Consider the following 15,893-nt stretch of genomic DNA (forward strand, 5'->3'; position numbering starts at 1 on the left):
GCTACTAAGGTTCTAAGGTGCTGAGTTTCTTAGGGACAAAGTGACAAAGTTGCAAAGTTTAAACTTAATGTTTAAGAATATAAATTGCCTCCAGCTTTAGCTGGAGGTTTTGTTTAAGCTTCGAAAAGGCTTTAGCCAAAGTTCTCAAAATTTTAAAATTCAACAATCTAAAAATCGGTTTTGAAAATAGTTTCCAATAAAAATAATTTACAAATTTTACACGAAGACAATCATATTATTGTGGTTAACAAACGTGTAGGTGATATTGTGCAGGGAGATAAAACGGGCGACAAACCTCTTTCTGATATTGTAAAGGAATATATTAAAGAAAAATACAATAAACCTGGAGATGTTTTTTTAGGAGTTATTCATCGTTTGGATCGACCGACAACTGGAATTGTAGTTTTTGCCCGAACAAGTAAAGCGCTTTCGCGAATGAATGAATTGTTTAGCAATCGGGAAACTAAAAAAACCTATTGGGCTGTTGTCAAAAATAAACCAAAAGAAGCAAAAGCAAAATTGGTTCATTATTTAAAAAGAAACGAAAAAAACAATACTTCTAAAGCGCATTTAAAAGAAGTTCCGGACAGTAAATTAGCGAGTTTAGATTATACGATAATCAAAGAACTACAGAATTACACTGCTCTGGAAATCAATTTGCATACGGGAAGACATCATCAGATTCGTGCTCAGTTAAGCGCTATTGGATCGCCAATTAAAGGTGATTTAAAATACGGCGCAGACCGAAGCAATCCTGATGGCGGAATTCATCTGCATGCTAGAAAACTTACTTTTGTTCATCCTGTTTCAAAAGAAGATATCACAATTATTGCCCCAACTCCAGACGATCCAATTTGGAATGCGGTATGATTTTATGATTTAATTGTTAATTTTTTAATTTTTATCGATTAACTTGCATAGAGTAAAAAACAAGCTAATCGGAAAATGGATTATAAAAGCAACATCAAATATCGAAAGGAAACTCTAAAAAAGTTATTATACAATATTCAGAAAAGTGAAGATTTAATCGTAAAAGCTTTATATGATGACTTTAAAAAACCAGAGTTCGAGGCTGTTTTGACCGAAACTAATTACGTTATTTCAGAACTGAAAGACGTCATAAAAAACATCAGCAAATGGGCAAAACCCGATCGTGTTTTTCCTTCACTGCTTAATTTTCCTTCTAGCGATTATCTTTATAAAGAACCTTACGGAGATGTATTAATCATTGCTCCTTGGAACTATCCTTTTCAGCTTGCCTTATGTCCGCTAGTTGCCGCAGTCGCAGCTGGAAACCGCGTTGTTTTAAAGCCTTCTGAATTAACGCCACATACATCTGCTATAATTGCAAAAATTATAGAAAAAACATTTCATGTAAATCACGTCGAAGTTTTTGAAGGCGGAGTCGAAGTTTCTAATAAATTACTGGCTCAGCGCTGGGATTATATCTTTTTTACGGGAAGCGTTGCTGTCGGCAAAATTGTCGCAAAAGCAGCAGCAGAGAATCTAACTCCGGTAACTCTAGAATTGGGCGGAAAAAATCCTTGTATTGTTGATGAAACGGCCAACTTAAAACTTGCTGCCAAACGAATTGTCTGGGGAAAATTTATTAATGCAGGACAAACTTGCATTGCTCCCGATTATATTCTCATTCAGAAAAACATGAAGGTCAATTTCATTTCTTATTTAATTGAAGAAATCATTAAGGCTTACGGAAAAAAAATAGACAAATCGCCCGATTTTGCTCGAATTATAAATACCAAAAACTGGTTTCGATTGACCAATATGATTCAAAACGAGCATGTTTTGTTTGGCGGAGAAAGTGATGCCAATTCACTTTACATTGCTCCTACCCTTCTTGAAGAACCCGATTTGGACAGTGCCGTTATGAAAGAAGAAATCTTCGGACCAATTCTGCCGATACTGGTTTACGAGAATGAAAATGACATTGAAAAGGTCGTGAGCCGTTATGAGAAACCTCTTTCATTTTATATTTTTAGTGAAAATAATTCATTTTCGCAGCAATTAATTTCAAAATACTCTTTTGGAGGCGGGTGTATCAATGATACTGTTGTTCATTTTTCTAATAAAAGACTGCCTTTTGGCGGTGTCGGCCACAGCGGAATCGGTGCTTATCATGGTAAATTAAGCTTCGACACTTTTTCTCATCATAAAGCAATTGTAAAAAAAGGAAACTGGCTCGATTTGCCTATGCGTTATGCGCCTTACAAGGATAAATTGGCTTCCATAAAACGAGTTTTAGACTGGCTATAAATCAGTTAAAAACATTTCGGAATGTTTTGTAGATTTTGATACGGAATTGATTAAAAATACTATATTTACGTCAAGATACCTTTCAAATAGTACAAGTCTATAAAACAATTTTACATTAAAATGAAATCTACACTTAACCAAATTGAGGACATTAAAAAAAATGGCTATTCCCTTGATTTTGCTACAGTTTTTAATCACGCTTTCGAAAATTATAAAAAAATAGCTCTTTACTCTGGGCTTATCATCTTAGTATTTTCAATTATTGCCGCCATAGCTTTTATGGGCATCATGATTGCCTATTTTGGAGCCGAGGCCTTGACTAAAGATTTTATTCAGAATTTTGAAAACCAAGAATTCACCGCTATTCAGCTTGTTATACAAACCGTTGCTGTTTCTGTAGTTGCAGGAATTACAGCTCCTTTTGGCGCAGGTTTTCTAAAAATGGCAGATTCAGCAGATAAAGATGTAGAATTTAATGTTTCAACTATTTTCAGCTATTACAAATCTCCTTATTTTGGGCAAATTTTTGTTGCAGCATTTATTCCTGCACTGCTAGGAACGGCTCTTGCCAATTTAATTGATAGTCTGGGCGTGTTATTTGTCGGGAATATAATTTCGTTTACCGTTTCTTTCTTTATGTATCTATCGATTCCGTTAATTGTTTTCGGAAATCTTAAAGCATTCGATGCTATAAAATCCAGCATTATTATCGTTACAAAAAATCCGATTAACATATTTGCTTTTTTCATCATAGGTTTTCTTGGTTCAATGGTCGGCTTTATTGGCTGCTGTGTCGGAATCATTTTTACCGTTGTTTTTAATAGCTCTATGATTTACGCAACTTATTTTGCCATTTTTGGAACAGATTCGGAAGAAGAAGATTCAATTGATTCTATTGGAAGATACGATGTAGATTAAAATAGAAAATTCTTATTTCGTAGAGAATCTAACCACTTCTCTTTAAGAATTTTCAAAACCCTATTTACTAAACCAACATACCCCAAATTCTATGGTCGCCAACTATAGTTTTTTCAATTCGGTTATTTCAGGAATTTCCACTGCTGGAAATGCCTTTGAATCAATTATGACCGGATGGTATGTATTCAATTCCGATATTATTTATTACAATAATCATAAACTTTTTGTTTTAGGATTATCGCTTTTTGCTTTTCTTTCGCTGCTGATTTACCAGTTTTTTAGAATTAAATCTAAAATTGGAAATTTCATCGAAAAAAAGAAAGAACACGAAACTGTTAGCAGAGAATACCAGCTTTATATTTTGTTTTTTGGTATTGCGGTAATTGTTATTGAAATTATAAATGAAATCTTTAAAATTAGACCAAAAAGCCTATTGGTTGTAAATGTTCTAATAGGTGTTTTTGTTCTTATTACTTATGCGATAACAGACAAAATCAAGTGGCTGCGAGATCAAATTCAGCAGATTTTTATCTTCTGTTTTTTTATTTATATCAGTTACGTTGCCTACAATATTGTTAATTTAAGAAATGATGTTGTTCCTATCATCGTTTTCTTGATTTCTTTTTTCTTTTCGTACAACATTCTCAAACCCATAAAAATTTACTGGCTTTTTGTTGCTTTAACGTTTACTTTTTTAATTGTCACGTTAGCCCTGCATCTCATCCCTATAAAATCTTCTATTTTACTGCTCAATTTCTGCATTCTGATTTTCATTATAAATCAGGTAAAATATGCGGTTTTATTAAACAATCGTGACAATTTTAGGTTTGCAAGCGAAATTGTCCATAAAGGAAACTCGCTTACAATTGCATCCAACCAAAAAGGCGAAATTCTTTTTTGTAGCGAAACCATAACCCCAATTTTAGGATATCAGCCTGATGCTGTTATGGGCTTAAAATTCTGGGAATTGACCCAAGATCCTGAATCAAAAGGAAATATAAATGTAGCCGGAAGTCAAGAAAATAAACTTTACATTAGAAAATTAAAAACCGAAAACGGCGAATACAAATACATTCAGTGGAAAGATAAAAAGTTCTCAGACGATTTAATTATCAGTATTGGGCAAGATGTTACAGAACAGGTAATTGTTCAAGATCAGTACAAAAATTTAATTCAGACAGCGACCGATATTATTTTTGAAATTGATGCCGAAGGTCATTTCACTTTTATAAATGAATTCGGAATTTCTGCTCTTGGCTATCCCGAAAACGAAATCATTACAAAACATTATTCCAATTTTATACACGAAAATTATATCAGCAGCGCCGTAGATTTTTATGAAAATCTGGTCCTTAATGAAAGTAATTACCCAATTATTGAAATTCCGATTCTGAAAAAAAATGGTGAAGAAATCTGGATTTCACAAAAAATCATTGTCCGTAAAAATGACTTAGGATTAACGATTGGATTTTCTGGAATTGCAAGGGATATTACAGAGAAAAAAAATATCGAAAACGAGAAAAAAAGACGTCTTAAAAAAATTGAGGCCTATAATAGTTCGACCAAAAAATTATCAACGACCGACTTTAGCAAGTATGACCAATTAAACACGGTCATTGATTTAATATTAAAAGAAGCCGCTACAATAAGTCAAGTCAACCGTATAAGTTTCTGGAAATATGATAATGATTTAATCACTTGCAAAAATCTCTTCAGTCTTGACAATCAAAGCTTAAACGATAAGAATATTCTAAAGAAAGAATCGTATCCTATTTATTTTGAAACATTAAACAACAAAGCGATCATTAATGCGCCAGATGTATTCAATAAACTGGAAACCTCTGAATTTGAAAAACTTTACTTTACCAAAAACAACATAAAGTCAATGCTTGATGTGCCAATTTTCCTTACGGGTCAATTGGCTGGTGTAGCTTGTTTTGAAAGTACAGAACAAAAAAGAGAATGGGACAATGAAGATATTAATTACGCCAGAACTATTTCAGATGTAATTTCGCTTGCCATTTCTTCTCAAATGCGTTTAGAGGCTGAAAGAAAATTAGAACTTAAAAGTCAGCTTTTGTCTGCACTTTCTTTATGCACCGAAAAGTTCTTGCTGAGCAAAACCACGCACCAAATGTTTCAGGAAACGTACAACATTATTGGAAAAGCAGCGAAGGTTGACCACATGTATTACTACGAAAAAGATGCCATTTATAATGTAGTGAGCCAAAAATACAAATGGTCTCGTGAGGGCGTTACGCATCAGATTACTCCGCTTCGTCTTATGTCTGAAGAAAATCTGAAAGAAATTTACGAGGCCGCATCGCAAAGAAAAATTGTTAATACATTAACTAGAAATCTTTCTGACGGTTTCTTCAAAAATCTACTGATTGCTAACGAAATACAGTCTATTTTAATTTTACCGCTTTATATTAACGATATTTTCAGTGGTTTTATTGGTTTTGATGACTGTACAGTGGAAAGAAAATGGTCTGAAGACGAAATTAATATCTTTCAAGTCTTAGCAAATAATATTTCGTCTGCTTTAGAACGAAACCGAAATGAAACTAAAATCATTGAAAGTGAAGAAAAATTCAAACTGATTGCAAACAACATTCCGGGAACAGTTTATCTATCTAAATTTGATGCTTTTTCGACCAAAATATTCTTAAACGACGAAGTTTTAAACCTGACCGGATATTCAAAATCCGAGTTTATCGAAAATAATTTGTCTTTTCTCTCGTTAATTCATCCTGATGATAAAGAAGAAGTAATTAACAACCAAATTGATAATTTACAAAACGGAATGCCTTTGCATAATGTGTATCGCATTAAGCGCAAAAGCGGCGAGTTTATTTGGATAGAAGAATTTGGAGACGTAATTAAAAGAGATGATGAGATTGAATTTGTCGGTGGAATTTATTTTGACATTACAAGCAAAAAAGAAATCGAAGATGCCATAAAAGCCAAACAGCTGGCAGAAGCGGCAAACAAATCAAAATCTGACTTTTTGGCCAATATGTCTCACGAAATCAGAACTCCACTAAACGGAATTATTGGTTTTACACACCTATTAATGAAAACGGATTTGGAAGAAATTCAAGAAAAATACATGACTACAATTAACCAGTCAGCTCATTCTCTTCTTGAAATTATAAATGATATTTTAGATTTTTCGAAAATTGAAGCCGGAAAACTCGAACTTTTTATTGATTTATACGATATTAAAAAAATCTTAGGACAAGTTTTTGATTTAATTGTTTACGAGTCTAACAGAAAAAATCTGGAACTTGAACTGAATATTGATCCCGATGTTCCAAACTATATTTGGACAGATATGGTTCGAATCAAACAGATTTTGATAAACCTGCTTTCAAATGCGGTGAAATTTACAACCGAGGGTTCTATAAAATTAAATGTCACTCTTTTAGAAAAAAAACAAAATAACAATTGTCTTATTCGTTTTGCAGTAATCGACACTGGAATTGGTATTCTTGAAAAAAATCAGAAGAAAATATTCAAAGCTTTCTTGCAAGAAGACAGCTCTACAACTAGAAAATTTGGAGGAACTGGCTTGGGCTTAACCATATCAAATCAGTTGCTTGCTTTGATGGAAAGCCGTTTACAGCTAGAAAGCAAAATTGACGAAGGAAGTACTTTTTTCTTTGATTTAAACTTAAAAACAAGCAACCAAAGCATTAATGATAAATACAATGCCGAACTCAAAAGTTTAAATATCAATGTCGATTCTAATGAAATTGAAACAAGCGACAGCAACATCACTTTTTTAATTGTTGAAGATAATAAGGTGAACATGCTCCTTCTTAAAACCATTATAAAAAATCTCTACAATAATGCTTTTATTTTCGAATGCGAAAACGGATACGAAGCCATTCAGCAATTTGAAAAAATCAATCCGACCATTATTTTTATGGATATCCAAATGCCAATTATGAATGGCTATGAAACTGCAAAAGCCATTAGAAACACCAAAAAAGGGCGAGACATTCCGATAATTGCAGTTACCGCAGGAGCTGAAAAAGAAGAGCGAAACAAATGCATTTCTGCTGGAATGGACGATTATATTTCTAAACCTATTATGAAAGGAACTGTTGAAGAAGCTTTAGTAAAATGGCTAGGATAATTGGTTTCTCCTGTAAAAATAGCTTCAAGCTCAAAACTCCAAGAACGGCTGAAAACTAAATGTCCTGTTTGTGAAATTTATCACAAAAAATCTCTAAATTCGTACAAGGTTTTAATAACAAGTTAAAAAACAATTCAATATGAAATGGCAAGGCAGAAGACAAAGTGACAATGTAGAAGACAGAAGATCAATTTCTGGCGGTGGCAAAGCACTAGTCGGCGGTGGCGTTATTGGGATTATTATTTTACTGCTGAATGTTTTTGGTGGTGAAACGGGTCAGCAAATAGCCCCAATTTTAGAACAAATGCAAGGCGGACAGCAACAAACCGAAGCTGCAGCTCCTTTAAGCAAGGAAGATGAAGAAATGGGGAATTTTGTTAGAGTTGTTCTAGCGGACAACGAAGACATTTGGAGCAAAATTTTTGCTGAACATGGCATGACCTACGAAAAACCAAAATTGGTTCTTTTCAAAGGTTCTGTACAGACAGCTTGTGGCGGCGCATCATCTGCTTCTGGGCCTTTTTATTGCCCTGGCGATCGTAAAGTGTATATGGACTTAGCTTTTTTTGAAGAATTAAAAAGTAGATTTGGTGCAAAAGGGGGCGATTTTGCCATTGCTTACGTTATTGCACATGAAATTGGACATCACATTCAGACTTTAATCGGGACGTCTTCTAAAATGCGTCAAATGCAGCAAGGAAAAAGTGAGGCGGAAGCCAATAAATTATCTGTAGCATTAGAATTACAAGCCGATTTTTATGCTGGAGTTTGGACACACTATAATCAAGCAAATCTAGACACTGGAGATATCGAAGAAGCCCTAAGCGCAGCAAATGCAGTTGGTGACGATGCTATTCAGAGCAAAATGCAAGGACATGTCGTTCCCGATTCTTTTACCCACGGAACATCAGAACAAAGAATGTATTGGTTTAATAAAGGTTTTAAAAGCGGAGATATCACGCAAGGCACTACATTTGAAGAAATTCGATAATACATAAACCAAATATAATAACCACCAGAAAAGCATGACTTAATCGTCGTGCTTTTTTTTATAAACCATATAAGTTATATAAGTTTTTTTTCGAAGCCATATTGTTGTTTTCCTAAACGGGAGAAAGAACATATTAGAAGCTGTACATATGAATTGTTACAAACATTTCTCTTAAAGATTCTTCTTTAAAAAAAACAAAACTCAAATCACTTAAATGAACTTATATGGTTCCCAAAACATAAAAGCACAAAAAAAGCCTTGAATTTCTTCAAGGCTTTAAATCTGGGTGGCTGACCGGGTTCGAACCGGCGACCCGCGGCACCACAAACCGCTACTCTAACCAGCTGAGCTACAACCACCATTTTTCTGCTTAGCGAGTGCAAATATAGAACAAAGGTTCAGTTCTACAAAGAAAAAAATGAAAAATTTTTATAAAAATTAAATCAAATTTTCTAAGCTATTGACTGCCAAACACCTTTCAACTGTAAAACCTTCTGCAAAATCTTTTCCAACCAGTCTTCCTAAGTCCTGCGCACGATAATTTAAGCTTTCAAAAAAGTTTTTACTCGTAATTGGCGTTGCTGGTTCTTTTGAATTCGGGTCGTAAAATTGGGTTTTATAGGCAGAAATTGCTTCTACTTTCTTTTTTTCAAATCCAGTAATGTCTACCACAAAATCTGGAGTAAGATTTTTCCATTGAATATAATGGTAAACTACTTTTGGACGCCAAGCTTCCTGTTTTTCTCCATCAAGAGTAGTTTCGATTTTCATTAAACCAGATAAAAAACAAGAATCAGAAACCAATTTGCTTCCTTTTCCGTGATCGATATGGCGATCATCAATAGCATTACACAATACAATTTCTGGTTTATACTTGCGAATCATTTTTATGACTTCCAGCTGATGTTTTTCATCGTTAACGAAAAATCCGTCACGCATGCGCAAATTTTCGCGTACAACAACGCCCAAAATTTCCGCAGCATCTTTTGCTTCCTGATCTCTAGTTTCTGCCGTTCCGCGCGTTCCTAATTCGCCACGCGTTAAATCAACAATCCCTACTTTTTTTCCAAGGGAAACTTCTTTTAAAATGGTTCCCGCACAACCCAATTCTACATCGTCTGGGTGTGCCCCAAAGGCTAATATATCTAATTTCATGTTTTTTTGTTTGTTTTTGTTTCAGGTTTCATGTTTCATGTTTCAAGTTGCCAATTGGAAACTAAATCCTGAAATGATATAAACTAACGCAAAGTGCGCTAAGTTTTTTTTATTTATTATTATGTTTAAAAAAGTTCGCAAAGCTTTATGAACTATGCTTGTTCGATTGATTTACATCAAGAGAACATTGCTTTCTTTGCTATTAATTTTATCTCAAGTTCTGCGCATTGTCAGGCTGAGTGGAGTCGAAGACCTTTGTGCCCTTCTCCCGAAGCCTCGGGATCGCTCAGGGAGACAATCATTCATAATTCATAACTTATAACTTCAAAACTCTCTTCATCGTCATCGATTTATTGACGCTTTCTTCCCACTCTTTTTCTGGAATACTTTCTTTTGTGATACCGCAGCCCATATACAAAATCGCTTTTTCTTCCTGAATCTGCATGCAACGTAAATTTACAAATAAATCAGAACTTGAATTATTTCCTACGAAAGTGCTATTTAGTTCCCCTAAAAAACCGGTGTAAAAAGTTCTATCATAGTTTTCATTTTCTAAAATAAATACTTTTGATTTCTTTTTCGGAAGTCCGCAAACAGCTGGTGTTGGATGCAAAGTATCAATCACTTCTTCTAAAGTTGAATTGTCTTTTAAAACCCCAGAAATATCGGTTTTTATGTGCCAGATCGATCCCGCTTTTAAGCTGTAAGGTTCAGAAATCACAACTGAAGCTGTAAATTCGCGAAGGCGTTTTACAATAAAATCAGTCACAAATTGCTGTTCGTCTTTTTCTTTTTGCTGCCAAACGATTTCTGTTTCCTGATTGTCTTTCTGCGTTCCTGCCAAAGCCATAGTTTCAAAAACATTTCCGTTTGCTTTTAGCAGTTTTTCTGGTGTTGCTCCCATCCAAAGTCCAATTTTAGGATGAAAGAAACAATAACAAAAAGTGGCAGGATAGAGCTGAACCAAGTGCTGAAAAGTTTCAATAAAATCAAATTCAGCTAAAGGCACTTCTTCGCTTCTTGATAAAACTACCTTTTTGAATTCTTCGTTTTTAATAGCCTGAATTCCCTGCGCTACTAAATATTCATACTGAAACTTAGCTTCAGGATCAAAATTAAAATCATCAATTTCGATTGGTTCAAAAGAAGTCGTTTCTTTTTCTGCGGTAATAATTTCCGATTCGTTTTCAGGAATTAAAATCAGCTGTTTTTCGTCAAAAGAAGCAAAAACAAATCCTTTTTCGCTGTAATCCGAAACGGTATTTAAAATAGTATTCTGTTGTAAAATCCCAACGTAGTTTACTGTATTGGGTTTTGAATAAAGTACAAAGGGTAAATTTTGTTCTTTATGATTTTTAATTTTTAAGAAAAATGAATTCATGATTTATTCGCTTTTCTTTCTATCCAAAACCATATTCGTCAGTTTACAAAGCGAAATCAAGTTTCCTTCTTCATCGGTAATTTTGATTTCCCAAAGATGAAGACTTCTTCCTTTATGAATAATTCTGGCTGTACCAAAAACGTAGCCTTCACGAATACTTTTCAGGTGATTTGCCGAAATTTCGATACCTCTTACCTCCTGCTCTTTCGGATTGATAAAAAAGAAGGAAGCCGCACTCCCAACACTTTCTGCCAAAGCTACAGAAGCACCGCCATGCAATAATCCCATTGGCTGGTGAACGCTTGGATTTACAGGCATTTTTGCAGTTAAAAAATCTTCTCCAGCGTCGATATATTCAATTTTTAGCGTCTCCATCAATGTGTTTTTAGAAAACTCATTGCAGCGTGCCAAAATCTGTTCTTTTGTATAATTCATTAAAATAATCTTTAAAATCGTAAAATTAAAGAAAGATAAGACATAAATCTAAAATCAGATTCTAAAATTTAAAATTCAACTTCAAACTTGTCAGTTTTTTGCTATTTTTACAAAAATAAACAGAATCAATCTTTGGCTTTTTTTTGCCACAGATTACACAGATTTTCACAGATTAATTTTTTTATGCACCAAGCAAAAAATCATTTTAATCCTTTTAATCTGTGGCAAAAAAACTATCTAAATGCGTCAATACTTTTTACTTTTTATCTTCGGAATAATTCTGGCTTTCAGCTCTTGCAGAACTGATTTTGATACTATTGCAAGTTCAGGAGATTTAAAGTTTTCGAAAGACACCGTTTATTTAGATACTGTTTTCAAAAATATTGGTTCAAGCACTTATCAATTAAAAGTGTACAATCAGAGTAAAAATGACATTTCGATTCCAGTTGTGCAATTCAAAAAAGGGTTAACCTCTAAATACAGAATGACCGTTGACGGAATGACGGGCAATAATGGAAAGATTTTTAATAATGTCACGCTTTTGGCGAAAGACAGTTTGTATATTTTTATAGAAACCACAGCAGATATTACAGACGCCAATCCAGACGATTTTTTATATACCGATGAAATCCAATTTGACAGCGGCGCCAATCTTCAAGAAGTTGCTTTGGTAACTTTAATTCAGGACGCTGTCTTTTTATATCCAAACCAAAATCCTGACGGCTCTAAAGAAAAAATTAAAATTGACGGCAAAGATGTTGACGGATTTTATTTGAGTGAAAATGATCCAACAAACGGAAATGAATTTGTTTTTACAAATGAAAAACCGTATGTTATTTATGGATATGCAGGAGTTCCAGAAAACAAAACAGTAACTTTTGAAGCTGGCGCCAGAGTTCATTTTCATGCCAATTCTGGATTATATGTTGGCAATAAAGCTTCGCTTCAAATTAACGGAGCCGCTTCAGCAACTGATAAACTAGAAAAAGAAGTTATTTTTGAAGGCGATCGTTTAGAATCTATGTATTCTGATATTCCTGGACAGTGGAAATCGGTTATTTTTGAAAAAGGCAGTACCAATCATGCTATCAATCATCTAACTTTAAAAAATGCCGTTATTGGTTTAGATTTCAGAAGTGCGCTTAATCCGATTCAAATTAAAAACACTCAAATTTACAATTGTGCCGAATACGGAATTTTAGCTCAAAATGAACGAATTACGGGAGAAAACATTGTTATAAATCATGCAGGACTAGCTAGTTTATCTTGTGTTTACGGCGGAAATTACAGCTTTACGCATTGCACATTTAACAACAATTGGTCTGGCGGCGTTCAATTTGCAGTGAATTTAAGCAATGCTTTGGCAGGCGCAACTCCAGAAACCAATCCACTGACAAATGCTACTTTTAATAACTGCATTATTTATGGTTCTGCGACAAACGAACTCAATTTAGATAAAAATACAACTGCAGCCTTTGTTTATCAATTGAATAATTGTTTATTGAAATTCAGCAGTTCTACAACAAATCCGTTGTATCAATTCAAAACGGATACAGAGCATTATAACAATATTATTTTGAATGAAAATCCGAAGTTTTATAATGCTGCTGAAAATAAATTCAATATCGATAAAACTTCTGCCGCTTTCGCGAAAGGGAATCAGGCATACCTCATTCCAACTGATATTTTGGGAGTTACGAGAACTTCTCCGCCAGATTTGGGTGCTTATCAAAGCGCTGAATTCCCGAAATAAGTTTTTTTTTGCCACGAAGGCGCTAAGACGCAAAGTTTTTTCTTTTGATAATGTTACTTTTTATTTCTCGCAGATTTAGCAGATATAGCAAATTATCGCAATGCATATAGATTTGCGCAGATTTAAAAAAAAATCTACAAAATCAGCTCAAATCCAAACAAATCTGCGTGAAACATTTTTTAAACACAATCAAAATAAAAAAATCTCCTTAATCTGCTAAATCTGCGACAGAAAAAAAACTTGACGCCTTAGTGGCAAATCAGCGGTAAATCAGTCAAGTATTATTCAATCAAAAAAGTATTCTCGCAGATTCTGCAGATAAAGCAGATTATCGCAATGCATATAGATTTGCGCAGATTTAAAATAAAAATCTGCAAAATCAGCTCAAATCCAAACAAATCTGCGGGAAACATTTTTTAAACACTATCAAAATAAAACAATCTCCTTAATCTGCAGAATCTGCGAGAAAAAACTTGGCGCCTTTGCGAGATTTTTTTAATTCCTTTTTTCTAAAAAAACTTCGTGTCTTGGCGCCTTAGTGGCTAAAAAAACTCCGTAAGAAAATATCTCCAAAATTAAACATCGCTTAACATTTCGAATTCATTAAAATAGTAAATTTGATTAAACGATATTTTAACTTTCTAAAATTCAACCATTTAAAAAGATTAAAATTTCAATTCTCAACCAAATCTTTAAAACTATTATTATGAAAAAAAACTACTATTTATTGTTATTGCTGTTTACTACAATTGGTTTTGCTCAAATCCCATCTGGATATTACAATACCGCAACAGGAACGGGTTATACTTTGAAAACACAATTGTATAACATTATTAAAGACCACACTAATAATGGTTACGCCGGACTTTACACCACTTACCTAACTTCTGATGTCGATAGTTTTTACGAAAACGATGGAACTATTTTAGACATGTATTCTGAAAATCCTTCGGGATCAGATCCATATACCTATACTACGGGAACGACTCAGCGATGTGGCAGTTATTCGGTTGAAGGAGATTGCTACAATAGAGAGCATATTATTCCGCAATCTGTTTTTAATGAGCAGTCGCCAATGGTTGCCGATGCCCATTTTATTACGCCAACTGATGGAAAAGTAAACGGAATACGCTCCAATTATCCGCACGGAAATGTAAGTTCAGCAACCTACACTTCTCAAAACGGAAGCAAATTAGGCTCAAGTGCCGTTTCTGGATATTCAGGAACCGTTTTCGAACCTATCAATGCTTTTAAAGGCGATATTGCCAGAATGTATTTTTATTTTGCAACGCGTTATGAAAATACTGTTGCCGGTTATTCTTATCCGATGTTTAATGGTTCTAGCAATCAGGTTTTCACAACAGCTTTTCTAAATCTGCTATTGGCTTGGCACGCGCAAGATCCTGTAAGCGCAAGAGAAATTGCGAGAAACAATGCTATTTATGCACGCCAAAACAATCGAAATCCGTTTATTGATCATCCTGAATATGTAAATCAAATTTGGGGCGGAACACCTTCTGGAGATACTCAAGCACCGACTGCTCCTGCAAGTTTAGCTTTAACAACCAAAACTGTCACCTCGATTTCTTTAAGCTGGACAGCATCTACCGACAATTTAGCTGTTACGGGTTATGATGTTTATGCAAATAGTGCTTTAAAAACTACTGTTTCAGGAACTACAGCAACAATAACAGGATTAACGGCTTCGACAAGTTATTCTATTTATGTAAAAGCAAAAGATGCTGCAGGAAATGCTTCGGCATCAAGCAACACTATTTCGGTTACAACGAACAGCAGTGGAACTGGAACGGCAACCGATCTACTTTTCTCTGAATACATTGAAGGTTCTGGAAACAATAAAGCATTAGAAATTGCCAACAATACTGGAAGTTCTGTAAACTTATCCGCGTACACTATTAAAAAACAAACCAATGGCGCGGGTTCTTGGAGTACCGGTTTGGCTTTGAGCGGTACTTTGACAACGGGAAGTAAATTTGTAATTGTAAACAGTTCTATGTCATCAAGCTGTTTTTCTACCAGCGCCGCCAATATTTCTACAACTGCAACCGAATTAACTTTTAACGGAAATGATGCTGTCGGTTTATTTAAAAATGGTGTTTTAATTGATATAATCGGAACTTTCAATGGCGGAACTTCAAATTTTGCCATCGATGTGACTCTAAGACGAAAATCGACTATAACGTCTCCGAGCACTACATTCAATTTAAGTGCGCAATGGGATTCTTTCTCTCAAGATACCTGCAACAACCTAGCCAGCAAAATGGTTGAAATTGCCGAAATTGAAGAAAAAGTTAGTACAGACGAAATCGCCATTTATCCAAATCCTTCTGATGGGAATTTCAATATTGGTTATGGAAGTTCAACATCATATTCTATAGAGATTATTTCGTTTACAGGACAAAAAGTATTCGAAAAACAGAACACTTCAGATTCGGAAATTTCAGTAAGAAATCTTCCAAAAGGAATCTACGTAGTTCAAATTACTACAGCAGAAAAAACTGTGACTAAAAAAATAATCATCGACTAATTATAATTTAGGTTAACTAAAAAGCGGCAAATTTTGTCGCTTTTTTTATTTTTTGAAATGGGGATATTTTTTCACGCAGATTTAGCAAGATAAGGCAGATTAAATTATCGATTAAAGATTTGCGCAGATTTTTAAAATTGAATCCATTAAAATCTGCTCAAATTTTTATAAATCTGCGTGAAACTTTTTTAATCATTTCTGTAAAATACCATTATTTTTTTTTCTCGCAGATTTAGCAGATAAAGCAGATTAGCTTCGTGAGTAAAGATCTGCGCAGATTTTTAAAATAGAATC

The 15,893-nt window shown here is 34.2% G+C and carries 10 protein-coding genes and 1 tRNA gene; 7 read left to right on the forward strand and 4 right to left on the reverse strand.

What is annotated here, in order from left to right; genetic code table 11:
* The first annotated feature begins 180 nt into the window (after positions 1-180).
* The 5 genes from Q9Q97_RS19115 to Q9Q97_RS19135 all read left to right on the forward strand — a co-directional run bounded on the left by Q9Q97_RS19115 (position 181) and on the right by Q9Q97_RS19135 (position 8,327).
* Positions 181-870 carry an RluA family pseudouridine synthase gene (locus tag Q9Q97_RS19115; RefSeq protein ID WP_306160033.1) on the forward strand — a complete coding sequence of 230 codons (690 nt, stop codon included), beginning with the start codon at positions 181-183 and terminating at the stop codon, positions 868-870.
* Between the two features lie 75 nt (positions 871-945).
* Positions 946-2,274 (forward strand): aldehyde dehydrogenase, encoded by a 1,329-nt coding sequence (locus Q9Q97_RS19120; protein ID WP_306160035.1) that lies wholly within the window; start codon positions 946-948, stop codon positions 2,272-2,274.
* 120 nt (positions 2,275-2,394) lie between these two features.
* Positions 2,395-3,192, forward strand: coding sequence for a hypothetical protein (locus Q9Q97_RS19125; RefSeq protein ID WP_306160036.1), 798 nt, complete (start codon positions 2,395-2,397; stop codon positions 3,190-3,192).
* 91 nt (positions 3,193-3,283) lie between these two features.
* Positions 3,284-7,336, forward strand: a complete 4,053-nt coding sequence (locus tag Q9Q97_RS19130) for a PAS domain S-box protein (RefSeq protein ID WP_306160038.1) — start codon at positions 3,284-3,286, stop codon at positions 7,334-7,336.
* Between the two features lie 139 nt (positions 7,337-7,475).
* Positions 7,476-8,327, forward strand: a complete 852-nt coding sequence (locus Q9Q97_RS19135) for a neutral zinc metallopeptidase (protein ID WP_306160040.1) — start codon at positions 7,476-7,478, stop codon at positions 8,325-8,327.
* Positions 8,328-8,612: 285 nt separating this feature from the next.
* On the opposite strand, the gene Q9Q97_RS19140 is transcribed toward Q9Q97_RS19135, so the two are convergent.
* The 4 genes from Q9Q97_RS19140 to Q9Q97_RS19155 form a co-directional block, all read right to left on the reverse strand.
* Positions 8,613-8,686, reverse strand: a tRNA-His gene (locus Q9Q97_RS19140).
* Between the two features lie 79 nt (positions 8,687-8,765).
* Positions 8,766-9,482 carry a bacillithiol biosynthesis deacetylase BshB1 gene (bshB1, locus tag Q9Q97_RS19145; RefSeq protein WP_306160042.1) on the reverse strand — a complete coding sequence of 239 codons (717 nt, stop codon included), beginning with the start codon at positions 9,480-9,482 and terminating at the stop codon, positions 8,766-8,768.
* Between the two features lie 316 nt (positions 9,483-9,798).
* Positions 9,799-10,863, reverse strand: a complete 1,065-nt coding sequence (locus tag Q9Q97_RS19150) for a chorismate-binding protein (protein ID WP_306160044.1) — start codon at positions 10,861-10,863, stop codon at positions 9,799-9,801.
* A gap of 3 nt (positions 10,864-10,866) precedes the next feature.
* Positions 10,867-11,298: a PaaI family thioesterase gene (locus tag Q9Q97_RS19155; protein WP_213258162.1), complete on the reverse strand. Its 432-nt coding sequence runs from the start codon at positions 11,296-11,298 to the stop codon at positions 10,867-10,869.
* A 241-nt stretch (positions 11,299-11,539) separates the two neighbouring features.
* Between Q9Q97_RS19155 and Q9Q97_RS19160 the strand changes: the two genes are divergently transcribed.
* Both Q9Q97_RS19160 and Q9Q97_RS19165 read left to right on the forward strand, forming a co-directional pair.
* Complete coding sequence (locus Q9Q97_RS19160; RefSeq protein WP_306160046.1) at positions 11,540-13,051, forward strand: right-handed parallel beta-helix repeat-containing protein; 1,512 nt, start codon at positions 11,540-11,542, stop codon at positions 13,049-13,051.
* 706 nt (positions 13,052-13,757) lie between these two features.
* Positions 13,758-15,599 carry an endonuclease gene (locus Q9Q97_RS19165; RefSeq protein ID WP_306160048.1) on the forward strand — a complete coding sequence of 614 codons (1,842 nt, stop codon included), beginning with the start codon at positions 13,758-13,760 and terminating at the stop codon, positions 15,597-15,599.
* The last annotated feature ends 294 nt before the right edge of the window (positions 15,600-15,893 follow it).

The organism is Flavobacterium sp. DG2-3 (genome assembly GCF_030730925.1).
GTDB lineage: Bacteria > Bacteroidota > Bacteroidia > Flavobacteriales > Flavobacteriaceae > Flavobacterium.

What these genes read in the sequence shown, in the direction of transcription:
- Q9Q97_RS19120 (WP_306160035.1), top strand. Translation starts at nt 946, where the DNA reads ATGGATTATAAAAGCAACATCAAATATCGAAAGGAAACTCTAAAAAAG.
- Q9Q97_RS19125 (WP_306160036.1), top strand. Translation starts at nt 2,395, where the DNA reads ATGAAATCTACACTTAACCAAATTGAGGACATTAAAAAAAATGGCTAT.
- Q9Q97_RS19130 (WP_306160038.1), top strand. Translation starts at nt 3,284, where the DNA reads ATGGTCGCCAACTATAGTTTTTTCAATTCGGTTATTTCAGGAATTTCC.
- Q9Q97_RS19135 (WP_306160040.1), top strand. Translation starts at nt 7,476, where the DNA reads ATGAAATGGCAAGGCAGAAGACAAAGTGACAATGTAGAAGACAGAAGA.
- bshB1 (WP_306160042.1), bottom strand. Translation starts at nt 9,482, where the DNA reads ATGAAATTAGATATATTAGCCTTTGGGGCACACCCAGACGATGTAGAA.
- Q9Q97_RS19150 (WP_306160044.1), bottom strand. Translation starts at nt 10,863, where the DNA reads ATGAATTCATTTTTCTTAAAAATTAAAAATCATAAAGAACAAAATTTA.
- Q9Q97_RS19155 (WP_213258162.1), bottom strand. Translation starts at nt 11,298, where the DNA reads ATGAATTATACAAAAGAACAGATTTTGGCACGCTGCAATGAGTTTTCT.
- Q9Q97_RS19160 (WP_306160046.1), top strand. Translation starts at nt 11,540, where the DNA reads ATGCGTCAATACTTTTTACTTTTTATCTTCGGAATAATTCTGGCTTTC.
- Q9Q97_RS19165 (WP_306160048.1), top strand. Translation starts at nt 13,758, where the DNA reads ATGAAAAAAAACTACTATTTATTGTTATTGCTGTTTACTACAATTGGT.